This is a genomic window from Amycolatopsis sp. WAC 01416 (genome assembly GCF_003947485.1).
Taxonomy (GTDB): Bacteria; Actinomycetota; Actinomycetes; order Mycobacteriales; family Pseudonocardiaceae; genus Amycolatopsis.
Window position 1 is genome coordinate 66380 of sequence record NZ_QHHX01000013.1, and the last position, 25383, is coordinate 91762.

Annotated in this window: 22 protein-coding genes; 7 read left to right on the forward strand and 15 right to left on the reverse strand. The window is 68.2% G+C overall.

Features of this window, described 5'->3' with window-relative positions; genetic code table 11:
- Window positions 1-2 precede the first annotated feature (2 nt).
- From DL990_RS36715 to DL990_RS36725, 3 genes are read right to left on the reverse strand one after another with little or no spacing between them, the layout of a single operon-like run.
- Window positions 3-4514, reverse strand: coding sequence for a HAMP domain-containing protein (locus tag DL990_RS36715; protein WP_125801451.1), 4512 nt, complete (start codon window positions 4512-4514; stop codon window positions 3-5).
- Window positions 4515-4561: 47 nt separating this feature from the next.
- Window positions 4562-5641, reverse strand: coding sequence for a PAS domain S-box protein (locus tag DL990_RS36720; RefSeq protein WP_370305729.1), 1080 nt, complete (start codon window positions 5639-5641; stop codon window positions 4562-4564).
- 32 nt (window positions 5642-5673) lie between these two features.
- Window positions 5674-6354: a response regulator transcription factor gene (locus tag DL990_RS36725; protein ID WP_125781838.1), complete on the reverse strand. Its 681-nt coding sequence runs from the start codon at window positions 6352-6354 to the stop codon at window positions 5674-5676.
- Window positions 6355-6609: 255 nt separating this feature from the next.
- Here DL990_RS36725 and DL990_RS36730 point away from each other — a divergent pair, with 255 nt between their 5' ends.
- On the forward strand, window positions 6610-6864 hold the full coding sequence (locus DL990_RS36730) for a hypothetical protein (protein ID WP_125781840.1): 255 nt from the start codon (window positions 6610-6612) through the stop codon (window positions 6862-6864).
- Between the two features lie 10 nt (window positions 6865-6874).
- Here DL990_RS36730 and DL990_RS36735 read toward each other — a convergent pair whose 3' ends face one another.
- The 6 genes from DL990_RS36735 to DL990_RS36760 all read right to left on the reverse strand — a co-directional run bounded on the left by DL990_RS36735 (window position 6875) and on the right by DL990_RS36760 (window position 11519).
- On the reverse strand, window positions 6875-7432 hold the full coding sequence (locus DL990_RS36735) for a hypothetical protein (protein ID WP_233598688.1): 558 nt from the start codon (window positions 7430-7432) through the stop codon (window positions 6875-6877).
- 166 nt (window positions 7433-7598) lie between these two features.
- A complete protein-coding gene (locus DL990_RS36740) occupies window positions 7599-8459 on the reverse strand; it encodes a spermidine synthase (RefSeq protein WP_125801452.1) in 861 nt (286 codons plus the stop codon).
- On the reverse strand, window positions 8459-8830 hold the full coding sequence (gene speD / locus DL990_RS36745) for an adenosylmethionine decarboxylase (RefSeq protein ID WP_125801453.1): 372 nt from the start codon (window positions 8828-8830) through the stop codon (window positions 8459-8461). The genes DL990_RS36740 and speD overlap by 1 nt, the downstream gene beginning before the upstream one ends.
- Window positions 8820-9962 carry a type III PLP-dependent enzyme gene (locus tag DL990_RS36750; protein ID WP_125801454.1) on the reverse strand — a complete coding sequence of 381 codons (1143 nt, stop codon included), beginning with the start codon at window positions 9960-9962 and terminating at the stop codon, window positions 8820-8822. Before DL990_RS36750 ends, speD begins: the two co-directional genes overlap by 11 nt.
- Window positions 9963-10007: 45 nt before the next feature.
- Window positions 10008-10196 (reverse strand): hypothetical protein, encoded by a 189-nt coding sequence (locus DL990_RS36755; protein WP_125781848.1) that lies wholly within the window; start codon window positions 10194-10196, stop codon window positions 10008-10010.
- Window positions 10197-10334: 138 nt separating this feature from the next.
- The gene (locus tag DL990_RS36760; protein ID WP_125781850.1) at window positions 10335-11519 is read right to left on the reverse strand and encodes an MFS transporter; all 1185 of its coding nucleotides are present in this window, start codon (window positions 11517-11519) and stop codon (window positions 10335-10337) included.
- Between the two features lie 93 nt (window positions 11520-11612).
- Here DL990_RS36760 and DL990_RS36765 point away from each other — a divergent pair, with 93 nt between their 5' ends.
- Window positions 11613-12116: an Lrp/AsnC family transcriptional regulator gene (locus tag DL990_RS36765; protein ID WP_125781852.1), complete on the forward strand. Its 504-nt coding sequence runs from the start codon at window positions 11613-11615 to the stop codon at window positions 12114-12116.
- 155 nt (window positions 12117-12271) lie between these two features.
- Window positions 12272-14656 (forward strand): excinuclease ABC subunit UvrA, encoded by a 2385-nt coding sequence (locus tag DL990_RS36770; protein ID WP_125801455.1) that lies wholly within the window; start codon window positions 12272-12274, stop codon window positions 14654-14656.
- Between the two features lie 82 nt (window positions 14657-14738).
- On the opposite strand, the gene ligD is transcribed toward DL990_RS36770, so the two are convergent.
- On the reverse strand, window positions 14739-15674 hold the full coding sequence (gene ligD / locus DL990_RS36775; protein WP_125781856.1) for a non-homologous end-joining DNA ligase: 936 nt from the start codon (window positions 15672-15674) through the stop codon (window positions 14739-14741).
- Window positions 15675-16066: 392 nt separating this feature from the next.
- Here ligD and DL990_RS36780 point away from each other — a divergent pair, with 392 nt between their 5' ends.
- Complete coding sequence (locus DL990_RS36780) at window positions 16067-16750, forward strand: TetR/AcrR family transcriptional regulator (protein ID WP_125781858.1); 684 nt, start codon at window positions 16067-16069, stop codon at window positions 16748-16750.
- On the opposite strand, the gene DL990_RS36785 is transcribed toward DL990_RS36780, so the two are convergent.
- Together DL990_RS36785 and DL990_RS36795 are read right to left on the reverse strand one after the other, a co-directional pair.
- Window positions 16713-17024: a sporulation protein gene (locus tag DL990_RS36785; protein WP_125801456.1), complete on the reverse strand. Its 312-nt coding sequence runs from the start codon at window positions 17022-17024 to the stop codon at window positions 16713-16715. The two genes, DL990_RS36780 and DL990_RS36785, sit on opposite strands and share 38 nt — an antisense overlap.
- A 161-nt stretch (window positions 17025-17185) precedes the next feature.
- A complete protein-coding gene (locus DL990_RS36795; RefSeq protein ID WP_199746750.1) occupies window positions 17186-17845 on the reverse strand; it encodes a GntR family transcriptional regulator in 660 nt (219 codons plus the stop codon).
- Between the two features lie 103 nt (window positions 17846-17948).
- Here DL990_RS36795 and DL990_RS36800 point away from each other — a divergent pair, with 103 nt between their 5' ends.
- Window positions 17949-18749, forward strand: coding sequence for a carbon-nitrogen hydrolase family protein (locus DL990_RS36800; RefSeq protein ID WP_125801457.1), 801 nt, complete (start codon window positions 17949-17951; stop codon window positions 18747-18749).
- A 277-nt stretch (window positions 18750-19026) separates the two neighbouring features.
- Here the strand turns inward: DL990_RS36800 and DL990_RS36805 are convergent, their stop codons facing one another.
- From DL990_RS36805 to DL990_RS36815, 3 genes are all read right to left on the reverse strand, one after another.
- Window positions 19027-20355, reverse strand: coding sequence for a S9 family peptidase (locus tag DL990_RS36805; protein WP_125801458.1), 1329 nt, complete (start codon window positions 20353-20355; stop codon window positions 19027-19029).
- Complete coding sequence (locus tag DL990_RS36810; protein ID WP_125801459.1) at window positions 20352-22673, reverse strand: penicillin acylase family protein; 2322 nt, start codon at window positions 22671-22673, stop codon at window positions 20352-20354. Before DL990_RS36810 ends, DL990_RS36805 begins: the two co-directional genes overlap by 4 nt.
- A gap of 97 nt (window positions 22674-22770) precedes the next feature.
- Window positions 22771-23349, reverse strand: coding sequence for a helix-turn-helix transcriptional regulator (locus DL990_RS36815; RefSeq protein WP_125781868.1), 579 nt, complete (start codon window positions 23347-23349; stop codon window positions 22771-22773).
- 250 nt (window positions 23350-23599) lie between these two features.
- Between DL990_RS36815 and DL990_RS36820 the strand changes: the two genes are divergently transcribed.
- Window positions 23600-24805, forward strand: a complete 1206-nt coding sequence (locus DL990_RS36820) for a lytic transglycosylase domain-containing protein (protein WP_125801460.1) — start codon at window positions 23600-23602, stop codon at window positions 24803-24805.
- 136 nt (window positions 24806-24941) lie between these two features.
- Window positions 24942-25370: a pyridoxamine 5'-phosphate oxidase family protein gene (locus DL990_RS36825; protein WP_125781872.1), complete on the forward strand. Its 429-nt coding sequence runs from the start codon at window positions 24942-24944 to the stop codon at window positions 25368-25370.
- Window positions 25371-25383 lie beyond the last annotated feature (13 nt).

A 25383-nucleotide genomic window follows, 5' to 3' on the forward strand; every position in this document is an offset into this window, starting at 1 on the left:
GCTCAGTCCGCGAGCCAGCGTTCCATACAGGTCAGCAGTTCCTCCGCGTTCACGGGTTTGGTGACGTAGTCGCTCGCCCCGGCGGCGAGACTCTTCTCGCGGTCCCCTTCCATCGCCTTCGCGGTCACCGTGATGATCGGCAGGCCGGCGAACCTCGGCATCTCGCGGATCGCGGCCGTCGTCGCGTGGCCGTCCATCTCCGGCATCATCACGTCCATCAGGATCAGGTCGATGCCGTCGTCGGCCAGCAGTTCCTCGATGCCCTTGCGGCCGTTGGGCGCGTGGACCACCGAGAGACCGTGCAGTTCGAGCATCCCGGAGATCGCGAACACGTTGCGGGCGTCGTCGTCGACGAGCAGGACCTTGCGCCCCCGTAGCCGAGGTGGTCCGGCGGGCGGTTCGGTGGTCTGAGCCGTCTCCTCCGGGCTCACCTCGGGCTGGTGCATCAACGGCAGGATGCCTTCGAGCTCACTCGCCGAGATGTGCAGCATGATGCGCTCCCGCAGCATGTCCAGCGACGGCAGCAGCTCGACCGGATGCACCCGCGCGTGCCCGTGCAGCAACCGTTCCTGCGCGGCACTGAGCTTGCGGGTCGCGTACGCCAGCACGGGGACTTCGACCGGATCCGGGCCATCGGCGAGCCGTTTGAGGAACGTCAACGCGCTCGTCCCGGGGATGCTGGTGTCGAGCACGACGCAGCGGTAGCTGTCGCGCTTCAGCTCCTCGAACGCTTCCGCCGGATCGGACACCGCCTTCACCTGGACCGAACCGTGGCTGTCCGCGACGTCGGCCGCGACGCCGCGGGCGAGCAGGGTCAGCAGGCTGTTCTGCTCGGTCTCCACCACCAGTACGCGTTGTTCCGCGCCATCGGTGTCCACTGTGGCCCCTGTGAAGTCTTCGGAACCGGGGGCCATGGCGAACCTCGCCACCGGCAGGTAGAGGGTGAACGTGCTGCCCGTTCCCAGCGCGCTGTCCGCCCGGATCTCGCCGCCGAGCAGGTAGGCGACCTCACGGCTGATCGACAGGCCGAGCCCGGTGCCGCCGTACTTGCGGCTGGTGGTGCCGTCGGCCTGCTGGAAGGCACCGAAGATCGATTCGAGGTTTTCCTCGGCGATCCCGATCCCGGTGTCGATGACGCTGAAGGCCACCAGCGATTCGTGCGGGAGCGGGCCTGACGGCGAAACGATCGTGTCGACCAGTTTGACCCGCAGTTCGACGCGGCCGTCTTCGGTGAACTTGACCGCGTTCGACAGCAGGTTCCGCAGCACCTGCCGCAGTCGCTGCTCGTCGGTGAACAGCAGCTCCGGCACGTTCGGTTCCACGGTGACCTGGAAGTCGAGCCCCTTCTCCGCCGTCAGCGGACGGAACGTCGTGCCGACGTAGTCGAGCAGCTGGCGCAGCGGGAACGGCTCGTGGTGGATGTCCATCTTTCCCGCCTCGACCTTCGACAGGTCGAGGATGTCGTTGATCAACTGCAGCAGATCGGTGCCCGCGGACTGGATGACCTTGGCGAACTCGACCTGTTTCGGTGTCAGGTTCTGGGTCGAGTTCTGCGACAGGACCCCGGCGAGGATCAGGAGGCTGGTCAACGGCGTCCGGAGTTCGTGCGACATGTTGGCCAGGAACTCCGACTTGTACTTCGACGCCAGCGCGAGCTGCTGCGCGCGTTCCTCGATCTCCTGGCGTGCCTGCTCGATCTCGAAGTTCTTCACCTCGATGTCGCGGTTCTGCCTGGCGAGCAGTTCGGCCTTCTCCTCCAGTTCCGCGTTCGACACCTGGAGTTTCGCCTGCTGCGCCTGGAGTTCCTCCGAGCGGGCCTGCAGTTCCTGTGCGAGCCGCTGGGATTCCTCCAGCAGGGAATCGGTCCGCGCGTTGGCGATGATCGTGTTGACGTTGACGCCGATGGTCTCCATCAGCTGTTCGAGGAAATCCTTGCGGACGGCGGTGAACTCGCCGAACGACGCGAGTTCGATGACGCCGAGCACCTGGTCCTCGAAGACGATCGGCAGCACGATCAGGGTGACCGGCGGGGCGGAGCCGAGACTCGACGAGATCTTCACGAAACCCGGCGGTGTCCGGTCGACCACGATCGGTTTCTTGGTCTGCGCGGCCTGCCCGATCAGCGACTGCCCCATCGCGAAACCCGACGGCGTGTCCGGGTCCTCGCTGTGCCCGTAGCTGGTGATCAGCCGCAGCCGGGTGCCGTTCTCGCCGGTCTCGGTGAGGAACAACGTCCCGTGCTGCGCGCCGACCAACGGGGTCAGCTCGTTCATGATCAACGTGGCCACCACCCGCAGATCCCGGTGGCCCTGCATCAGGCCCGAGATCCGGGCGAGGTTGGTGTTGAGCCAGTCCTGCTCCTCGTTGGCCCGCGTGGTCTCGCGCAACGACTGGACCATCGCGTTGATGTTGTCCTTCAGCTCCGCGACCTCGCCTTGCGCCTCGACGGAGATGGACCGGGTGAGGTCGCCGGTGGCCACCGCGCTGGTGACCTCGGCGATCGCCCGGACCTGGCGGGTCAGGTTCCCGGCCAGCTCGTTGACATTCTCCGTCAGCCGCTTCCAGGTGCCCGAAACACCTTCGACCTCCGCCTGGCCACCGAGCCGTCCTTCACTGCCGACTTCGCGGGCGACCCGCGTGACCTCCGCGGCGAACGCGGAAAGCTGGTCGACCATCGTGTTGATGGTGGTCTTGAGCTCCAGGATCTCGCCGCGCGCGTCGACGTCGATCTTGCGGGAGAGGTCGCCCCGCGCGACCGCGGTGGTCACCTGGGCGATGTTGCGGACCTGTCCGGTGAGGTTGTTCGCCATCGAGTTGACGTTGTCGGTGAGGTCCTTCCACGTACCGGCGACGTTCGGCACCCTGGCCTGCCCGCCGAGGATGCCCTCGGTGCCGACCTCCCGCGCCACGCGGGTGACCTCGTCCGCGAAGGCGGACAGTGTGTCGACCATCGTGTTGATCGTCTGCGCGAGCGCGGCGACCTCGCCCTTGGCCTCGACGGTGATCTTCTGGGACAGGTCGCCCCTGGCGACAGCGGTCGCGACCTGGGCGATGGAGCGCACCTGATCGGTCAGGTTGTCCGCCATGACGTTGACCGACTCGGTCAGGCCCTTCCACGTCCCCGACACACCCTTGACGTCCGCCTGACCACCCAGCCGTCCCTCGGTGCCCACCTCGCGGGCGACCCGGGTGACCTCGTCGGCGAACGACGACAACTGGCCGACCATCGTGTTGATGGTGTCCTTGAGTTCCAGGATCTCGCCGCGCGCGTCGACACGGATCTTCTGCGACAGGTCGCCCTTCGCGACCGCGGTGGTGACCTCGGCGATGGAGCGCACCTGATCGGTCAGGTTGTCCGCCATGACGTTGACCGACTCGGTCAGGCCCTTCCACGTCCCCGACACACCCTTGACGTCCGCCTGACCACCCAGCCGTCCTTCCGTGCCCACCTCGCGGGCCACGCGCGTGACTTCATCGGCGAACGACGACAGCTGATCCACCATCGTGTTGATCGTGTTCTTCAGCTCCAGGATCTCGCCCCGCGCGTCCACCGTGATCTTCTGCGACAAGTCACCCTTCGCCACCGCTGTGGCCACCTGGGCGATGGAGCGCACCTGCGCGGTGAGGTTGCCCGCCATGAAGTTGACCGACGTCGTCAGATCCCGCCACGTCCCGGCCACGCCGGGCACCTGGGCCTGCCCGCCGAGCGCGCCTTCGGTACCGACCTCGCGGGCCACCCGCGTGACCTCATCGGCGAACGACGACAACTGATCCACCATCGTGTTGATCGTGTTCTTCAACTCCAGGATCTCGCCCCGCGCGTCCACCGTGATCTTCTGCGACAAATCACCCTTCGCCACCGCCGTGGTGACCTCGGCGATCGAGCGCACCTGATCGGTCAGGTTGCCCGCCATGAAGTTCACCGACGTCGTCAGATCCCGCCACGTCCCCGCCACACCGGGGACTTCCGCCTGCCCGCCAAGCCGTCCCTCGCTGCCGACCTCGCGCGCGACCCGCGTGACCTCATCGGCGAACGACGACAACTGATCCACCATCGTGTTGATCGTGTTCTTCAGCTCGAGCATCTCGCCCTTGACGTCGACGGTGATCTTCTGGGACAGATCACCTTTCGCCACCGCGGTCGCGACCTCGGCGATGTCGCGGACCTGACCGGTGAGGTTGCCTGCCATCGCGTTCACCGAATCGGTGAGGTCCTTCCAGGTCCCCGAGACCGAGGGCACCGCCGCCTGCCCGCCGAGCTTCCCGTCGGTCCCCACCTCGCGGGCGACCCGGGTGACCTCGGAGGTGAACAGCGCCAGCTGGTCGACCATCCCGTTGAAGACGACCGCCATCTCGTTCATCAGGACGTCGTCCACCTGCGGCAGCCTGGTGCTGAAATCACCGTCGCGAACGGCTTTCAGCCCCTCCAGCAACCGCTGCAGACCCTCGTCGTCGATTGCCCCGCCCACCCGCGCCGCGTCTCTCGGCCCGCGCTTGGCCACCGGTTCCGACATCGAGATGCCTCCTTCGTTCCGACTCCCCGCGGATCCAGGGGCGACCGTCATTCCCGCACGGGCCCGGCAGGGCCCAGCGGAATCCAGAAGACCACCGACGTCCCTTCGCCGGGCCTGCTGGAAATCCGGAACCATCCTTCCGCCGCTTCCGCACGTTCACGCATCGACGCCATTCCGATGTGCTCGCCCGACAAGACCTCATGGGCACTCTCGAAGTCCGGCTTCATCCCCTCGCCGTTGTCGACGACCTTGGCCAGCAGACCGCCGTCCTGTCCCGTCAGCGAAACCACGACGGAGGTGGCGTTCGCGTGTTTCCGCACGTTCACCAACGCCTCCTGAAGGATCCGGAAGACCGTGACGACGAGGTCGGGCGGCGGCTGGACCTGCAGATCGTGCCGCAGCGTGCGGTCGAGCCCCCAGCCGGCGACGACCTCGTCGAGATAGTCGCGGACGGATGCGACCAGGTCGTCGTCGTTGAGCGCGGGCGGGCGCAATTGGGCGACGAGGATCCGCAACCGCCGGATCGCCCCTTGGATCGCTTCGTCGAGTTGCATCAATGCGGAATCCCGCCGTTGCGCGGCGAGCATCTGCAACCGCATGCTCACCGCGATCATCGACTGGATGGAATCGTCGTGAACATCCCACGCGATACGACGGCGTTCGGTTTCTTGCGCCCGAACCAAATGCGCGAACGCTTGTCGCCGCTCGGCTTTCTCCTCCTGCGATTTCCGTTGTTCGGTGAGATCGCGGGTCACTTTGCCGAAACCGACGAGGCGGCCCTCTTCATCCCGCAACGCGGTGATCACGGTGTTGGCCCAGAACCGTTCACCACCGCGGCGGACGCGCCAGCCTTCGTCCTCGTGACTCCCCAGCTCAGTGGCGATCAGCAGCTCCGAGGTGGGTTTACCGGCGACGACGTCGTCCTCAGGGTAGAAAACGGAGAAATGGCGGCCGAGGATCTCGTCCTCCGAATACCCCTTGATCCGCTCCGCCCCCGGATTCCAGCTGATCACGCGACCGTCGACATCCAGCAGGTAAATGGCGTAGTCGATGACGCTGTGCATGAACAACTCGAACAGCACAGCGCCGCGGTGATCAGGTGTCCGTTTCGATGGCAGCATGGCCATAGTGCAGCTTGACACCCGGATACCTCTCCCCGCTACGGCCGTTCGAGGAGGCCATTCTTGCGGGCATGGGCCACCGCTTCGAGTTTCGAATGGGTGCCGGTCTTCACCAGGATCCGCTGCACGTGATTCCGCACGGTATTCCGGGCCAGCCGCAGCTCCTCGGCGATCCGATCGGTTCCCGCGCCTTCCGCGATCAGGCAGAGCACCTGTCGCTCCCGCAGGGTCAGCAACGGCCCGAGCCTGCCGGAACTCCCGGCCAGCATGGCCAAGGCGCCGCCGAGCAGTTCCGGGTCGATGACCATGTCGCCCGCCGCGACGGTCCGGATCGCCGCGACCAATTCGTCGAGGAGACCGGATTTCAGCAACAGCCCGGCCCCGCCGACCTCCAGGATCCTGGCGACGATGGCACTGTTCGCGTCACCGGTCAGCACGAGCACCCTGCTCGACGGCGAGATCGCGCGGAATCGGGCGATCGCTTCGATCCCGTCGCCGTCCGGCAGCCGCCGATCGAGCAGGACGATGTCGGGCAGGTGCTTCTCCGCCGCGATCATCCCGCCCGCCAGTGACTCCACCGACGCCACCAGGTGGATCTCCGGAAATTCCTCGAAGGCCGCGCCCAGCGCTTCGGCCACCATCTTGTGGTCCTCGACGAGCAGCACCCGGATCGGGGTCGCGGCCGGGGACTCGGGCTGCGGGAACGTCGGGTTCGGCATACACCTTCTCCGTCGATCGTGATCTCGCCGATTCCCGGAAATGGAGGCGAGACGCCGGCGGGGCATTCTCCCACCGTCTCCGGCCCACTCGGCGTTTCGAAGCCGACCCGTGACCCGCCGTACCCGCCCGGCGACCGAGAGAGGTCTTTGTGCCTTCGATGGCACGACCTTCGGCGGTGACCGGAACGGCACCCGGTGCCTCATCGTCAAAGGTGACGCCCACCGGATCGGGGGCGATGGAGAGGGGACCGGGACGTGACCACGAGGATCTGCGAAACCCGCCGCCGTCCCGGCACGCACGCCATCGCCCGCCGGGCATCGATCGCCGCCGAGTGCGAGCGGGCGCCGAGAGTCGTGGCGAAAACCGAGACGCACGCCTCTCTGCTCGACGAGGTCCTGACCGCCATCCGGCATTTCGACGGCGCGGCCTTCGTCAAGCGGTCCCGGTGGAACCCACGGGACCGGCGCGTCCAACGACTGCGCGGCTGGCTCGGCGGCGCGCCCGGCTGACCGGCACCCGTCACACCGGGTGCCACCGGCCGATGTCCGGCTCCATCGGCACGATCCGGGTCAGCGACGAGCGGATCTTCAGTTCCGTCGCCCTGTCCCGGCCGCGGGTCCCACGCGGGGCGTACGGGTAGAAGGTGCCGCGCTCGCGGCGGTAGACCATGGTCAGCCTCGGATGCCGCATGTCCCGCAACTCGGCGAAGTCGACCGTCGTATGCAGCAACCAGGACGCGAACCCGGCCTGGGCCAGGCTCTCGTTGACGTCGGCGAGGTCGTCGAGCAGCCAGCCGAGATCGCCGTTCTCCCGCCAGCAGCGCACGATCGTCCGTCCGTGCGCGTCGTGGATGACCACGTTGCGGCGGACGGTGTCCCCGGCGAGACCGGCGACGATCTCCGCGTCCGTCCCCGGCCCCGGACGGCCTTCCGCGACGAAGCAGACACTGCCCGACCCCGTCGGGGCCAGCCCGTGCCCGGACCGCAACGTCAACGCCGCGGACCTCAAGTCCAGCAACGGAAGCAGGCTCGGCCGCACCGACCGGCTCTTCCCGAGAAGGCTTCCCAAACGCGCCATGACCTCACCGCACCCTTTCCTGTGCGTGAAGCCTTTCCGATGACGCCCTCGCACCCTAGGGCCGCACGGTCGCGCATCGCGGCGGACAAGTCCCCGGTTCCGGTGACCAACGGCCCTACCAGCGGTCGCCCGTCACTTCGTTCGCCTTACGTCCCGGCGAGAGGTCTCAGTGACGCCGCAGGGAGAACGGCGGCACCGTGTTCGCCCTCAGCGCGTCTTCGTCCATAGTGGACTCCCCGACCCCCGCCTTGCCGATCCGCTCCGCGACGAGGGCGCCGGGTTCGTCGAGCACGTCGGCCCTGCCGCTCAGGAAGGCCCACTCGTGCTCGTCCGAACCGTAGTAGAGAACGGTCCCGAACGACTCGGTGAACCGGCGCCACGACGCGATCAGCGTCTGATTGCGCCACAGCGTCGGGCAGCCCGCCTGGCAGCCGACCACTCCTCCGTCGGAGAGCAGTGCCGTGCACCGGGCCAGGAAGTCGGCACCGTACAGCCGGTTGTGCTGCGCCTCCGGATCGTCGTTCTCGTCCGGCAGATCGATCACGACGACGTCGTAGGTGTCCCCACGCTCCTGAGCTTCGGCGAGGAACTCCCACCCGTCGCGGTAGTGGACGCGGACCGTCCCGTCCCCGCGCTCGGCACGGGCGAGCTCGTCGAGGGTGTAACCGTAGGGAAGGTGCTCGGCGCAAACCCGCACCGCTTCGGCGTCGATGTCGACGTGATCGACCACCTCGGCGCCGGCGGCGACGGCGAGCTGGGAGGCGACCCCTTCACTGGAGCCGATGATCAGCACCCGCTCGACGCGTTCGGCGAGCAGCAGCGACGGGACCATCAGCGCCTCGTGGTAGACGAGCTGGCTCAGTTCGGTGCTCTGCCGTTCGTCGTCGCAGAAGAGGGAGATCCCCTGCGCGGTCCGTCCGATGAGGACGTTCTGGAACGCGGTACGGCCTTCGAACAGGACCTCGTCGACGTCCCAGTTCCGGGTGAGCCCCGCGCCCATCGGCTCGACGATCACTCGTTGTGCCATCAGTTCTCTCCTCGTTCCACAGTGGACATCCGGACGGTGCCGGCGCCGAGCAGCTTCGCCAGCAGCGCGACCGCGCGTTCCGGATCCGCCCGGTCCCCGCAGGTGAACACGTCCACGAACACCGAACCGATCTCCGGGTAGGTGTGCACGGAGGCGTGCGATTCGGCCAGCAGCGCGAGCACGGTGACCCCTTGCGGGGCGAAGGAATGCGACACGACTTCGCAGACCGTCGCCCCTGCCTCGGTCACCGCCTCGGCGAGGGTCTTCTTCAGGAGCGAGGCATCGTCGAGCAGCGACGGCTCGATCCCCTCGAACTCCGCGAGTACGTGGCGGCCGGCGAACCGGCCGACGAGTGGTACTTCACCCGGCATCGGCGAACCTCCCCACACAATAGGTGCGCAACGGCTCGATTCCGTTGAAGGCGACGGACGAGTAGCTGGCGGTGTACGCCCCGGTGCCCGGGATGTCCAACCGGTCACCCGCCTTCAACGACCTCGGCAGCGCGCACGGCGTCCGCTGGTACAGCACATCGTCACCATCGCAGGTCGGCCCCGCGAGGACCACCGGCCCTTCCGGACCCTTAACGCCGACGGGCTCCAGCCGATACGCGACAGCTTCGTTCTCACACTCTGCCATTCCGTTGTACCTGCCGACGTCGAGGTAGACCCAGCGGCGTTCGTCGGCGGCGGCCCGGGTGGTCACCAGCACGACTTCGGTCCTGATGAGCCCGGCGTCGGCGACGATCACGCGGCCCGGCTCCAGCAGCAGCTCCGGCTCCGGCAGATGCGCTTCGAGGGCGGCGTGGATCACGCCCGCGTAGTCCGTCAGCGACGGCACGGGTTCCCGGTGCTCGGTGGCGAACCCGCCGCCGATATTGAGCCGCTCCAAGCCGACGCCGGCGTCGGCGGCGACCTTGGCCGCGGTCGCGATCCCGATCTCCCATGCAGCCGGATCCGGCTGCTGCGAACCCACGTGGAACGCGATTCCCGGCCGCAGCCCGGCTTCCACGGCCTGGCGGAGCAGGGTGGCGGCCACCTCCGGTTCACAGCCGAACTTGTGGCCGAACGGCGTCACCGAATCCGGGCCGCCGGTCAGCAAACGGACCGAGACCAGCGAACCGGGCGCGTGCTCGGCCAGATTCGCCAGATCGCCGGCGGAGTCCGTGGTGAATTCACGGACTCCGCGTTCGTACGCGAAGGCGACGTCCGCCGGCTTCTTGATCGTGTTGCCGTAGGCCAGGTCCGCCGCTCGCGCACCACGGGACAGGCACAGCTCGATCTCCGCCGTCCCGGCCACGTCGAATCCCGCACCGGCCGACAGCACCGCGTCCAGGACCCCTGGCGTGGGATTCGCCTTGACCGCGTACCGGATCAGCGCGTCCGGGAAGGCCGCCGAGACCGCGGCCGCCCGCTCCGCGACCAGGTCGGTGTCCACCACCAGGCACGGTGTCGGCGGCTCGCGATCTGCCAGGAAGGCACGGATCCGGTTCAGGCTTTCGGTCACACGCCCCAGGGTGTCAAAGGCCGATCACCGGTACGGAACCCGGGGTCACGCCCGGATGTCACCCGAGGTCTGCTCAGGCAGTTCCACCCCGTGCTCGGCGGCCAGTCGCTCCAGGTTGGCCAGGTCGGCACCGACGGCCGAAGCCCTGTCCTCGTCCGAGGCCTGCTTGGCGATCTGGACGTCTTCCCTCGCCTGCCGTACCCGGTCCCGCAGATTCACCGCGAACTCGCTCATCGTGCACCCCCGATCTCCCGCACCTTGTCTGCTTTCACCCTAGGACCCTCCGAATCGGTCACCCACGTGATCTGCGTCATCACGGGTTCGTTCGTGTCGGAGTGAAGCAGTATGACGGCAGGCCCCGGGTTTCGCAGATCAGCTGAGTTCGGCTTTTTCAACGGGTTCCGGCGCGGTCGCCCGGCGGCCGATCACCGCGAGCGGGGCGAGCGCGCACAGGCCGCCCGCGACGGCGACCAGAACGTATCCGCCCAGGCCGAACAGCTGCCCGGCGAGCAGACTCGCCGCCGCGGACGTCCCCCAGACGAAGGCGTCGACCGTGCCCTGCGCCCTCGTCCGCTGCGCGGGCGGGAGATCGCGGCTGAGCATGCTGCTGCCGCCGACGAACACCAGGTTCCAGCCGTAGCCCAGCAGGAACATCGCGAACGGGATTCCCACGTGATGCGAATCGGGGGCGCCGATCGCGGTGACCGCCGCGACGGTGAGCGTGCCGATCCCGCCGAAGATGGCCGTGCGGCCGCCCCACCGGTCGGCGATCCAGCCGGACAACGGTGCCAACGCGAACATCCCGACCAGATGGGCGCTCAGCACCCAGCCGACGACGTCGAGCCCCTGACCGTGCTGGTGCAGCTGGACCGGGGTCATCGTCATCACCGCCACCATGGCCAGCTGCGCGCCGACCATCGCCACGAGCGGCCCGAGGATCACCGGATTCCGCACGGACATCCGCTCCCGCCTCGGCACGCCCTCCTCCGGGGCGGCGAGGCCGCGCGGCAGGGTGGCGACGGCCAGCACCGCGATGGCCACGACCAGCGCCCCGGCCGCGATCGGACCGGACAGCGCGGGCAGTTCGGCGGCTTCGGCCTTCGCCGCGGCCGGCGCGATCAAGGCGGGCCCCGCCACCGCGCCGACGGTCCCCGCCCAGACCATTGTGGACAGTGCGAACCCCTTGCGATGCTCGGGCGACAGATCCGCGGCCGTGTACCGCGAGAGCTGGGCCCCGCTGTTGCCGAAGCCGATCAAGGGCATCCCGGCCACCAGCGCGAGCACGGATCCGCCGAGCACGCCGGCGAACGAGATCAGCGCTCCCGCCACCGCGGACCCGTACATCAGCACCAGGACGAAGCGCCTGCCGTAGCGAGCGGCCAGGGACCCCGAAGACAGCGAACCCGCGGCGGAACCGAGCACCAGCACCGCGTTCGGCAACCCGCTCCAGGCGGCACCGGCGTGCTCGACCACGATCAACGCCGCCGTGGTGGACAGGCCGACGACCGCGGTGCTGAGACAGGCGACGCCCATGAAGAGCGCGAACATCGGTTTCATGATTCGAATCTAGGGATTCCGGGCGCCTCGGCGAATAGGCTGTCGAAGGCCTCGCGGGGGTGCAAGGCGCATCATGAAAGGAATCCGGGCGCGATGACCTTACGATCGGAAAGAGCACTGGACGACCTCGACTGGCGGCTCGTCGAAACGCTCCAGAGCGACGGGCGGCTCTCGTTCAAGGAACTGGGCCGCCGCGTGAACCTCTCCGCCCCGGCGGTCGCCGAACGGGTCCGGCGGCTGGAGGAGGCGGGTGTCATCACCGGGTACCGCGCCCAGGTCGACGCGCGCCGTGCCGGGTACGACCTCCAGGCGTTCGTCGAAATGCGCTGCTCGCTCGGCAGCTGCCTGCTGCGCACCAGCAAATCCGACGACTACCCCGAGGTGGTCGAACTGCACCGGCTCAGCGGCGACCGCTGCACCATGCTGAAGGTGCGGGCCGTGTCGCTCGAACATCTCGAAGGTCTCTTCGAACGGCTGGGCAAACACGGCGAGATCCGGTCGTCGGTGGTGCTCTCGACGCAGTACGAGGGCAGGCCGGTCGGCCCGCCGGTCGAGGACTACCTGAAGGCGACCAAGAGCGAGGGCTGGAGCGTCTGAACAGGCGGTGGAGACCGATCAGGAATCGAGAAGCGGCGGCGGGCCGCGTTCACCTAGCGTGATCACCAGTGAGGACGAACGGCTCGAAGCTGGTTAGATCGAGCCCGGTGAGGCTGACGGAACGTACACGCGGCCCACACGAGGATGGAGAGACGATGCGCAAGACCACCAAGCCGCAGCCGCCCGAGGAACACCCCGCCGACAGCCACGACCTGATCCGTGTACTCGGCGCGAACGAGAACAACCTCAAGAACGTCGCCGTCGAGCTGCCGAAGCGACGACTGACGGTGTTCACCGGTGTCTCCGGGTCCGGCAAGAGCTCACTGGTCTTCGACACGATCGCGGCCGAGTCGCAGCGGCTGATCAACGAGACGTACAGCACCTTCGTGCAGGGCTTCATGCCGACGCTGGCCAGGCCCGAGGTCGACGTGCTCGACGGCCTGACCACCGCGATCATCGTCGACCAGCAGCGGATGGGCTCCGACCCCCGCTCCACGGTCGGCACCGCCACCGACGCCTACGCGATGCTGCGCATCCTCTTCAGCCGGATCGGCAAACCGCATATCGGCTCGCCGCAGGCGTTCTCCTTCAACGTCGCCTCGATCTCCGGCGCGGGCGCCGTGACCGTCGAGAAGGCCGGACGGACCACGAAGGAACGCCGCGAGTTCAGCATCACCGGCGGGATGTGCGCCCGCTGCGAGGGCCGGGGCAAGGTCAACGACATCGACCTCACCGCCCTGTACGACGACACCAAATCCCTCAACGAGAACGCGCTGACGATCCCCGGGTTCTCCATGGACGGCTGGTACGGCCGTATCCTCCGCGGCTGCGGCTTCTTCGACCCGGACAAGCCGATCAAGAAGTACACCAAGAGGCAGCTGGACGATCTGCTCTACAAGGAGCCGGTCAAGCTCAAGATCGAGGGCATCAACCTGACCTACTCGGGGCTGATCCCCACGATCCAGAAGTCGTTCCTGGCCAAGGACCGCGAGGCGATGCAGCCGCATATCCGCACGTTCGTGGACCGGGCGGTCACGTTCGCCGTCTGCCCAGAATGCGACGGGAGCCGTCTCAGCGAGCTCGCGCGGTCTTCGAAGATCAAGCGGATCAACATCGCCGACGCCTGCAAGATGCAGATCAGCGACCTCGCCGACTGGGTCCGCGGGCTCAAGGAACCGTCGGTCGCGCCGCTGCTGGAGAAGCTTCAGCACACCCTCGACTCCTTCGTCGACATCGGTCTCGGCTACCTCTCCCTCGACCGGCCGTCCGGCACGCTTTCGGGTGGTGAGGCGCAGCGCACGAAGATGATCCGGCACCTCGGATCGTCGCTCACCGACGTCACCTACGTCTTCGACGAACCCACCATCGGGCTGCACCCGCACGACATCCAGCGGATGAACAACCTGCTCCAGCAGCTGCGCGACAAGGGAAACACGGTGCTGGTCGTCGAGCACAAGCCGGAGACGATCGCCATCGCCGACCACGTCGTCGACCTCGGCCCCGGCGCGGGCACCGCGGGCGGGACGATCTGCTTCGAGGGCACCGTCGACGGCCTGCGCGCCAGCGACACCATCACCGGAAGGCACCTCGACGACCGGGCTGCGCTCAAGGACAGCGTTCGCAAACCCACCGGCAAACTGGAGATCCGCGGCGCCGACCGGCACAACCTCCGGAACGTGGACGTCGACGTGCCGCTCGGCGTCCTCTGTGTCGTCACCGGTGTCGCGGGCTCCGGCAAGAGTTCGCTGATCCACGGCTCGATCCCCGCCGCCGAAGGCGTGGTCTCGGTCGACCAGACGCCGATCCGCGGCTCGCGGCGGAGCAACCCGGCCACCTACACCGGCCTGCTGGAACCGATCCGCAAGGCCTTCGCCAAGGCCAACGGCGTGAAGCCGGCGCTGTTCAGCGCCAACTCCGAGGGCGCCTGCCCGACCTGCAACGGCGCGGGCGTCATCTACACCGACCTCGGCATCATGGCCGGTACCGCGACCACTTGCGAGGAGTGCGAGGGCAAGCGGTTCCAGGCGTCGGTGCTGGAGTACACCTTCGGCGGCAAGAACATCAGCGAGGCACTCGAAATGCCGGTGTCCGAGGCCGTGAAGTTCTTCGGCGAGGGCGAAGGGCGGATCCCTGCCGCACACGCGATCCTCAGCAGGCTCGACGACGTCGGACTCGGCTACCTCAGCCTCGGCCAGCCGCTCACCACGCTCTCCGGCGGTGAACGGCAGCGGCTGAAGCTCGCGACGCATATGGGCGACAAGGGCGGCGTCTACGTCCTCGACGAGCCGACCACCGGCCTGCACCTCGCCGACGTCGAGAACCTGCTCAGCCTGCTCGACCGGCTCGTCGACGCGGGCAAATCGGTGATCGTGATCGAGCACCACCAGGCGGTGATGGCGCACGCCGACTGGATCATCGACCTCGGCCCGGGTGCCGGCCACGACGGCGGCAAGATCGTCTTCGAGGGCACGCCGTCCGATCTCGTCGCGGCCGCTTCGACGCTCACCGGCGAGCACCTGGCGGAGTACGTCGGCAAGTGACGCGCCTGATCACGCGAGTTACGCCCCTGATCACGTGAGTTACGCCTCTGATCACGCGAGTGCGGAGTAACGGCTCAGGGCGCTAATCCTCGGCTTCGAGCCCGTCGCGGTCGGCCCACTCGAGCAGGGTGTCGAGCGAGTATGCCGTGTCGTCGATGCCCGCGTGCAGGTCGCCGAGTTCGGCGAAGCGCGCGGGCACGGTGGCGATGGTGAACTCGCGCGGCTCGACGTCGTCGATCTCGTCCCACCTGATCGGGGTCGAGACGACGGCTTCGGGCACGCCGCGGACCGAGTAGGCGCTCGCGATGGTGTGGTCCCTGGCGTTCTGGTTGTAGTCCACGAACAGCTTCGCCGGGTCCCGGTCCTTTCGCCACCAGGTGGTGGTGACCTCGCCGGGCATCCGGCGCTCGACCTCGCGCGCGAAGGCGAGCGCCGCCCGCCGGACCTCCCGGAAACCCCACCGCGGTTCGATCCGGACGTAGACGTGCAGGCCGTGTCCGCCGGAGGTCTTCGGCCAGCCGGTGATGCCGAGTTCGTCCAGGATCTCGCGGACGGTGTGGGCGACCTTCCGCACGGTCGAGAACGGGCAGTCGGGCATCGGATCGAGGTCGATCCGCCACTCGTCCGGGCGTTCGGTGTCGGCGCGGCGGGAATTCCACGGATGGAACTCGACGGTCGACATCTGCACCGCCCAGATGACGTCGGCGGGATGCGTGACGCACAGTTCGTAGGCGTGCCTGCCGGAGGGGAAGTCGACGCGGACGGTCTGGAGCCAGTCCGGGGCACCGTTCGGGACCCGTTTCTGGTGGACCTTCTCCCCCGAAACCCCGGACGGGAACCGATGCAGCATGCACGGCCGTTCCCGCAGCGCCCGTACGATCCCGTCACCGACCGCGAGGTAGTACCGGACGAGGTCGAGCTTCGTCTCGCCCCGCGCCGGGAAGTAGACGCGATCCGGGTTGGAGACGCGCACCGTCCGGTCGCCGACCTCGATCTCCACCGCCGAGCTTTTCGCCATACAGGCAAACTAACCCGAAAGCCGCCTGCCCGCGCCTCATCACCTCGACTGGTAGTAAGGGGTCGTGAGCAGGGCAAGTATCAGGTGACTGAGCCTCCGATGACGCTTCTTCGCCGGCATTTCGGCCCGGGGTTCGTGAGCCCGGCGCCGAGCTCTTATGTCCCACGACAGCGACCACTCACGTGAGCGCCTGACTGGAGTTCACGTACCTGGGGAAGGTGTGAAGGTCGAGTTTCCTCGGGACCCTGGGTCCCTCAAGGAGTCCTTCACGGACCCGCGATACCGGCTCCCCCACCCTACGGCTCACACCAGCGCGCTCGGTTCCTTGGCGGGCCACACTCACCGCATCCGCGTCCGCTCGATCCGGAACGGCGCTCTGCCAGGATGACGGCATGGCACGGACACGCACGGAGGCACTGTCCCGCGAGCGCATCGTCGAGGCCGCCGTCGAACTGCTCGACGCGGCGGGCGAGCGCGGGCTGACCTTCCGGACGCTGACCGAACGCCTCTCCACCGGCCCGGGAGCGATCTACTGGCATGTGCCGAACAAGGGCGCGCTGCTCGACGCCGCGACCGCGTCCGTCGTCGGCGCCGCTCTGACCATCGAGGCCACAGGATCACCCCTGCGGGAGATCCGCGCGATCGCGCTCGGCCTGTTCGACGCGATCGATCGGCATCCTTGGCTGCCCGCGCAACTCACCGCCCAGCTCTCGCGCAGCCCTTGGGGCTCGGTGACGCCGCGGATCTTCGAAGGCATCGGGCGGCGGGTCAGCGCGCTGGGCTCCCCCGAAGCCACCTGGTTCACGGCGACCTCGGCGCTGGTGCACTACATCTTCGGCGCCGCGGGTCAGAACATCGCGAACTCCAAGGTGCTCGGGCCCGGTGTGGACCGCGCGGAATTCCTCCGCGCCGCGGCGAACGCGTGGGGAGAGCTCGATCCCGCCGAATTCCCGTTCTTGCGGTCGATCGCCGACGAGGTGCGTGAGCACGACGATCGGGAGCAGTTCCTCACCGGGATCGATCTCATCCTCACCGGTATCACCGGCGCCGAGCCCGGTGGATCGTCGCGACCATGACGGCGAACACCGCGCCGAGGAAGGTCACGTCCACCGCCGGGACCCAGCGCACGTCACCGCCTTTGAGCACATACGCCCCGACCGGTCGCGCGGCGAGTACGAAACCGCCGCCCTCGCCTTCCTTGCCCTGTTCGGCCCCGTGCCCGCCGCCTCCGCCGCCGACGACGTTCGCGACCGGGATGATCACGACGCCGTCGTTCTCCACAGGCTCGCCGTAGACGCGCCGGACGGTGAGGTTGTCACGCATGACGCCGACGACCTTCTCGAGTCCCATCAGACCCCCACCCTGTCCAGTTCCAGCGCGACCGCGTCCCGCAGGAGACCCCGCGCCCTGTCCAGCTCCATCGAACCAGAAAGCCGGCGCTCGCCGAGTTCGCGGACGTCCGCGGCGAGACAAGGCGGCGGGATCCACTGCGCGACGCATGATCAGCCGGGTCAACCTTCCTGAGGCAGCACCGACATCACTTCGGAGACCGGCCGCAAATGCTCCTCCAGCAACCGTGACGCCTCTTTAATGTCGTGGTCGTCCAGAGCGGCGACCAGCGCCCGGTGTTCCTCGTTGATCACCGCCAGCCGTTCCGGGCGTGCCTCCAGCGCGCGGACCGTGACCCGCTGCTGCCGCGAACGCAGGGTGTCGTAGAGCTCGGTCAGGACGGTGTTGCCCGCCGCGTTCACGATGGCTCGGTGAAATCGGCGGTCGAATCCCGAAACGGCGAACCAGTCGCGTTCGGCACCGGCGCTCGCCATCGCTTCGATGAGTTCGGGCAGTTCGGCGGGAGCGCCCGCCCGGTTCGCGCAGAGTGCCGCGATGGCGTGCCCTTCGATCAGCCGCCTGCTCTGGTAGACCTCTTCCAGTTCCCTGGCGGTGACCGTGCGCACCTGAGCGCCCTTGCGCGGCAGGAGACTGATGAACCGCTCGGCCGCCAGCCGGTGGAACGCCTCGCGCACCGGCGTCCTTGACACGCCGACGACACCGGAAACCCACATTTCGTCGAGGAAACGGCCGCCTTCCAACTCGCCCGAGATGATTCCGTCGCGCAGCCACGTGTAGACCCGCTCGCGCGCCGGGCCGCCCCCTTCGGCGGTCACAGTCATCTCGTTTCCCCTCTATGCCGTTACTTTCCGCGACTGAGCCTACACCTGGACCAGTCAAGTATCCATCATGTATACAAGAGTTCCACTTATTGGAAGGGGTCCCATGGTGCACGTCGCGGTGGCGCAGTTCGCGCCCGGCAACGACAAAGAAGCCAACCTCGCGCGCGTCTCCTCCCTCGTCGGCGAAGCGGCCGACCGCGGCGCGCGGGTGATCGTGCTGCCCGAGTACTCGCTGTTCACCGTACCGACGATGAGCCGCGAATTCGTGACCTCGGCCGAAGAACTCGACGGACCGTTCGTCACCGAGCTGCGCGGTCTCGCGAAAGACCGGCAGATCACCGTCGTCGCGGGTATCAACGAAGCACTCCCCGATGGCGAGCGGATCTCGAACACGCTGGTCGCGGCCGGTCCCGACGGAGCGATCGCCGCGCTCTACCGCAAGATCCATCTGTACGACGCCTTCGGCTTCCGCGAATCGGAACTCGTCCGGCCCGGTGACATCGAAGCACCGGAGACGTTCGAGGTCGACGGGATCACGTTCGGCCTCCAGACGTGCTACGACCTGAGGTTCCCGGAAGTCACCCGCCGTCTGGTCGACGCCGCCGCGGACGCGGTGCTGCTGCCCGCGGAGTGGATGCCCGGCCCGCTCAAGGAGGACCACTGGACCACGCTGGTCCGGGCGCGGGCGATCGAAAACACGATCTACCTCGTCGCGGCGGGACAGGCCGCACCCACCGGCTCGGGGCACAGCATGATCGTCGACCCGATGGGCGTCGTCCTCGCCTCGCTCGGCGAGCGCACGGGAACCGCGACCGGGGAACTCTCCGCCGACCGGATCTCCGAGGTACGCGCCAAGAACCCGGCACTGGAGCTGCGCCGGTTCGCCGTCACCCCGAAGTCCTGAGTATCTTCTGACCCGGAGGTCCGTTCGTGAAGACACGCCCTCGGGCGTGGTGACGCGGCTTCCGTTCGCCTGGGTGCCGGGTGGCCGCCCGGCACCCAGGCTCTCGGCCAGTTCCGAGGCGAGGCTGCGAAAGCCACTTTCGCGACCGCCCACGCCGGGAGACCGCGCGTGAAGGACCTCCTCCGGCACATGATGGCCCCCTTCCTTGCGCCTAGGTTCAGGAAGGGGGCCATCATGTACTTCCGCCGGAACCGCGGCGATCACGGCCGTTTTCGTCTCACGGCACCAGCAGTCCCCAGTGGACCGCCCACGGGACGAACAGCACCGCTCCGGCCACCAGCAGGCCGACCCGGACTCCCCCGCGTTCCTTCTTCCGCCACCACGAAACCGCCGTCACCACACCGGCGATGACGACACCGATCGCGGCCAGCTGCAAGACGAGCCAGGGCAACGTCCGTCCGAAAAGGACCGGACCGGGCGCCATCGCGGCGCCCGTCGTCAGCGCGATGTAGTAGGCGAGGAAACCCGCCGTGGCGAGCAAGCCGGTCGACGCCAGCCAGCGTGCGGGCCTGACGAGCGGAACTTCCTTGCGACGACGGACCAACGCCGTCACCGGGTACGCGGCGAACGCCAGCAACGCCAGTGCCCACACCGCGATCTGCAACCACGGCGCCTCGTACCAGGCGAGCGGTGCCAGCGCGACACTCTGGCTCGCCTGCGGTGGCGGCGGATCGGCGGACGGCTCGTTCCTCACTCCGTTCACCCAGGCCCCGACGAGGTCGAGGTAGCCGGGGGCGAAACCGTCGAGCTTGTCGAAACCGTCCGTGGTCCGCCGGAGCCCGTGCTGGGCGTGCGGGAACACCTTCAGCGTGTACTGCCGGTTCCCCGCCCGTTCCAGCGTCTCCCGGAAGATCCGGACGGCCTCGCCGGGCGGGGTGAGCCGATCCAGTTCGCCCCACAGGCCGAGGACCGGCTGCCGCACCTTCTCGAGCACCGGCACCGGGTCGTATCCGGCCTCGGGGAACACCCCGGCGCCCGCGAGGGTCCGCATGTTCGTCGACGCCACCATGTCCACCATCGAGCCGGTGACCCCGCCGCGCCGCAGATAGGTCTCGAAGGCCCATGACTGCTGACGATCGGGCGAAACCCCGTTGGCACCGACAGTGACCGCGAAAGCGACGTCCTTCGACTTCGACGCCGCCAACGGTGCGACCCAGCCACCCTCGCTCAAACCCCACACCCCGACACGGGCGGGATCCACGCCCGGGCGCGAGCGCAGCGCCTGCACCGCGGCGAGCGCGTCGTCGGCGAGGACCGAGTAGTCCCTCTCGAACAGCGAGTAACCTTCGGTCCGCTTGTCGTAGATCAGGGTCGCGATCCCCGCCTTGGCGAAGGCTTCCGCCTCGGTGCGGTAGTCGTCCCGGTCGTGTTCGCCGGAGCCGTGCACCATGACGATGCCCGGCGCCGGGCCTTCGCCCTCCGGAGCGACCACCGTCCCGTGCAAGGTGACGCCGTGACTGGTGAACGTGACGTCGTCGTCCGGAGCGGCGGCGGGCACCGGTGAGGAGACCACCACGACGGCGGCCGCGAGCAGCGCGCCGATCATCGCCTGCTCACCCGGACCACGTCGAGCGACGGCGACGCGAGAATGTCCTTCTCGCAGTACCGTTCGGTGACCCACTGCTTGCGCGAGTACAGCTCCGTCTGGTCGCTGTGGTGCGCGGACTTCGGGTTCGCGGACTGCGAGTAGGTCAGCAGCGTCGTCGTGTCCGGGCAACCGGTGCCGTTGAACGCCACGACGTGCAGGTACGTCCCGCCGTGCGTGAACTCGGTGTACCCGCGGGCCGGATCCCATGGCCCGCCGAGGGAGTCGTACACGCCACGTCCGGCGGTTCCGCCGCCCAGCGGGATCTTCCGGCCTTCGCGGACGACGTAGTGGTTGTCGCCATACCGCGCGTCGAGCGGGATCTTCGCCGCGTTCAGTTCCGCGACGGCGTCGGTGAGTGCTTTGCGGATCGCGGCGTTCGCCGTGTCGAGGGTGTTCGGCGTGTGGACCGGATCCTTGACGTCGAACGGGACCTTCCAGATCGACGGCCCCAGACGATCCACAGTGGACCAGAACCGGTCGAACAGCAGCGCGCCCCGGCTGTCCGCGTCGGAACGACCGTCCCAGCCCGCCAGCGCGGCGCACGCGGCGTCCGTTCCCGGCATCGCGGCGCACATCGCGACGACGTCGGCCCGCACGAGTTCGGCGGCGTGATCCCGGTGCGAGAACATCAGGTCCCGCATCGCCTGCCCCGTGAAGCCGCCTTTCTTCAGCTGATCGGCGATCTCGACGAAGCCGCCCCGCGTCCGCATGTTCTGTTCGTTGCGAACCGGTCCCACGATCCTGGGGAAGCCGGTCTTCGGCTCGGCGGGGTTGAACAGCCAGTAACTGTCGTTCGAGTTCGCCAGGTAGTCGGCGCGGCTCAGGTGCGGCAGGCTGGACGGTCCGAAGACGCCCGGCCTCAGCGCGTCACGGTCGCGGCCCCACGCGCAGGCCGTCCTGGAGCCGTCGAGCACCGCGACACCGTCGGCGTCGAACAGTTCCTTGCCCAGCGGGGTGTTGCAGCGCGCCGCCTTCTCATCGGTGACGTGCGGGACACCGTGGATCTGGCTGTACTCCACCCGGCCGCGATCGTCGGTGGCGAGGATGTTCATCCACGGCAGCCCTTGCGTCTCGCGGACCGCGCCGATCATCTCCCCCGCCGTCCGGCCGCGGGCGATCGCGAACATCGAGTTCGTCATGCCGAGGTTCCCCGCGTTGGCGTCCGCGATCGCGAAAGCGTTCGACGCCGTCCACGGCAGTTCCCGCTGCCCGAGCCGGCTCGTCACCGGACCGTACCTCGTCGTCCACTGTGGACGTACGACGCGCTCCAAGGTCCCGTCCGTCTTACGGGACAGGACACTCACGTCGGCGCGCCGCATCTTCTCGGGTTTCCCGTCGACCAGGTAGGTCGTCGGCGATCCGGGTACGAGCTTCAGTTCGAACAGCGTGTACGTGCGGGTCGTGTCGGTGGCCGTGCCGCTCCAGGCGGCGGTTTCGTTGTGTCCCAGCCACATCATCGGGATACCGGGGATTCCGGCGCCGCTGACGTTGAGTTTGCCCGGCAGGCTCAGCTGCGACTGCCACAGCCTGGTCCCGCTCAGCTGCCATGGCAGATGCGGGTTGGCCAGCGAGACACCGCGGCCGTTCGCCGACGCGGCCGAGCCGATCGCGATCGCATTGCTGCCGATCCCGGTCTCCCCGAGCATCTGCTCGGTACCGGCGCCCGTCGGCGGTGCACCAGGCAGCGACGCGGTGATCGAATCCGCGACCCCGCCCTGTCCGAAGATCATGCCGACCGCGTGGCTGTGCCGGTACACGTCCAGTTCGGTGACCGGCTTCAGCCAGCCGGCACCCCGGCAGGCCGGGTCGGTGATCTCGCCGGTGCGCAGGTACTTGTTGACCCCCTCGGCGTAACCGCGGATCAGCTCGCGGACCTCGCGGTACGGCCCTCGGGGCGCGGGCTCCGACAGCAGCCGCTCGAGCACGCCGCTTTCGTTCAGACCTTGGAAGTACAGGTCGCTCGCGAGGTTCGAACTCGCCTGGCTCACCCCGCTCGTCGGCGGCGCGTCCGGGCCGAGCCAGCGGGAACGCTCCGCCCGTGTGGTGATCGCGACGTCCGCGATCGCGCAGAGGTTGTCCTTGGCCGCGGCGTACCCCTGTCCGAAGCCCAGGTTCGCCCAGTCGTTCGCGACGATATGCGGAATGCCGTACTCGGTGTAGCGGATGGTGGCGTCCGCCCGGGATACCCCGTCCGGCGGTTGCGCGGCCGTCGCGGTCCCCGCCGCGAGCAGACTCGCCGCGGCGCCGACGGCCGCGATTCTTTTCCAGAGCAGCATGCTGCTCCCCCTTCGCATGTGGAGTCGTTCGTGAAGACACGCCGTCCGGCGTGGTGACGCGTTACCGGTGGTCGAGTGGCCGCTCTCCCACCGGTTTTCACTTCCCTTCCTGCACCTCCCCGTCGGGATCCGGGAACGCCGTCCAGCGCACGAACACCTTCCGCGCGCCAGGGCCCGGTTCCGGCCGCCAATAGCGGCGCAGCAGGTCCAGGTACTCCTCCCAGAACTGCTTGAGCTCTTCGAGGTTCACGTGGACCGCGCCGCGCGAGAACACCAGCGCGTCACCCCATTCGCCCAGCTCACCGCGACGATCGAGGAAACGCGCCATCTGCTCGAGGTCCTCGGTGAACGCGGCGCGCTGCGCCTCGTCGAACACCGCGCGCATCTCGTCGTTCTGTTCGCTGTGCCGGGGCCAGCGGATGTCACGTTGCCGGGCACGCCACCAGCGCTCCTTGCCGTGCGCGAGTTCCGGCGCCTCCTCGACGAAGTCGTACTTCGCCAGTTCCCGCAGGTGATAGCTGGTCGCGCCCGAACTCTCCCCCAGTTCCTTGGCCAGCTTCGTCGCCGTCGCGGGCCCGCGGCCCAACGCCTCCATGATGCGGCGGCGCAACGGGTGCATCACCGCCTTCAGCACGGCGGCGTCGGCGATCTCTTCGGGGGGCGGCGGACCGGTCATGACACCAAGGTAGCCGTGCAAAGGAGATTGTGCAAAGGCTTCTTTGCACGCGGTTCAGACTACGCCCTCGAAGCGACCGATGATTCTGCTGACGTTTCGGTGAACTCAGCGTGAAATTGACAACTTCACTACGAAGGTCTTGTGCCGGGCGGACGAAAACTCGACAGGTTCGCGGGTTTTTCGTTGCGTCGTCCCCGAAATTCGGTTGTATCGGATAGTTTTGCCCGGAGTCGACCTAGCGGGAGAGAACATGCCGAAGCACCGCCCTCGACAGACGGACAGGTTGTCCGCCCGGCACCGGACGGCCTTCGCGCTCGCCGGTGGCGCACTCGCCGTCCTGCCCGCGGTCACCGCGTCGGCCGGTCCCGACACCCCGATCGCCGCGACGAAACCGTCGGCACCGCAGAACCAGGCCGCGGCCTGGCAGCCGCCGGCGGGCACGGTCCCGGAGATCGCCGTCGACGGCAGCCTCCCCGAGCCGCCCAACCCGGATCCGCTGATCGTCCCCGGCGGCACCGGCAACGTCGGCGGCTCGTTCGCGCCGTCGGGAGCGCTCGGCATCCCCGCCAGCATGATGAAGGCGTACAAGAACGCGGCCGACATCCTCGCGAAGGAACTGCCCGGCTGCCACATCGACTGGGCGCTGATCGCCAGCATCGGCCGCATCGAATCGAACCACGCGCGCGGCGGCTACGTCGACGCCAAGGGCGACACCCTCGAACCCATTCGAGGCCCGCAGCTCAACGGCGCCGGACCCTTCGCCGCGATCCCCGACACCGACGGTGGCAAGTACGACGGTGACGCGGTGTGGGACCGCGCCGTCGGGCCGACGCAGTTCATCCCGTCGACGTGGAAGGGCTACGCCTCCGACGGCAACGGCGACGGCGAGTCCAACCCGAACAACATCTACGACGCGACGCTGGGCTCGGGCCGCTACCTCTGCTCCGGCGGCGTCGACCTGACGTCCGAGCAGACCCAGCGCGTGGCCGTGTACCGCTACAACCACTCACTGTCCTATGTGGACACCGTGATCCGCTGGGCGGTGGCCTACCGCGGTGGCGTCGCGACGATGCCGGACAGCCAGGTCCCCGTCGGCGCCCCCGATTCCCAGGACGTCGCCGCCGGTACGCCGGGCGGCCAGGTCCCGGTGCCGACCCTGCCCGGCACTCCCGCGCCCGGTACGACCACGCCGCCGACCCCGCTGCCCGGCACGTCACTGCCGCCGAGCAGCACCACGCCGCCGAGCAGCAGTTCGCCCTCGAAGCCGAGCAGCACGCCGCCTTCGTCGACGCCTCCCTCGTCGACACCGCCTTCGAGCACCCCTCCGTCTTCGACGCCCCCGTCCTCGACGCCTCCGCCGTCCAGCACCACGACCACTCCGCCGCCCTCCTCGACCCCGGCCGGCGACACCGGCGAGACGAGCCCGACCAGCACCACCACTTCCCCGGCCCCGTGACCCATCCGCAATTCGTCACCTACTTGCCAGGACGCAAGTAGGTGACGAATTGCAGGGGCGGGGTGCCCGGAATGTCCTGACGCCCGCACGCGTTGTCGCTTCTCGTAGATCATCAACCGAGAGAAGCGAGACACGGATGTCGTCTTTCGTCATGACCGCCGAGGAACGGGAAGCCTTCCTGAGCGAGGTCCACATCGGGGTCTTGGCCGTGGAGCGGGAAGGACGGGCGCCGCTGGCCGTACCGGTCTGGTACGACTACGAGCCCGGCGGGGAACTCCTCATCTGGATGGACGGCGGTTCGGTCAAGGACAAGACGATCAAGAAGGCGGGCAGGCTCAGCCTGGTCGCCCAGTCGGAGACGCTGCCGTACAAGTACGTGACGGCCGAGGGTCCGGTCATCGCGAACGACACGCCGCCGACCAGGGAGCAGGCGCTGAAGATCGCGCAGCGCTACCTGCCCGGCGAAGAGGGCACGAAGTACGTCGACGGCGCGCTCAGCGACAACTCCGTGCTGGTCCGCGTCCGGCCGGAGAAGTGGCTGAGCAATGATCAGGGCAAGGCCTGATCGCGAGACGGTG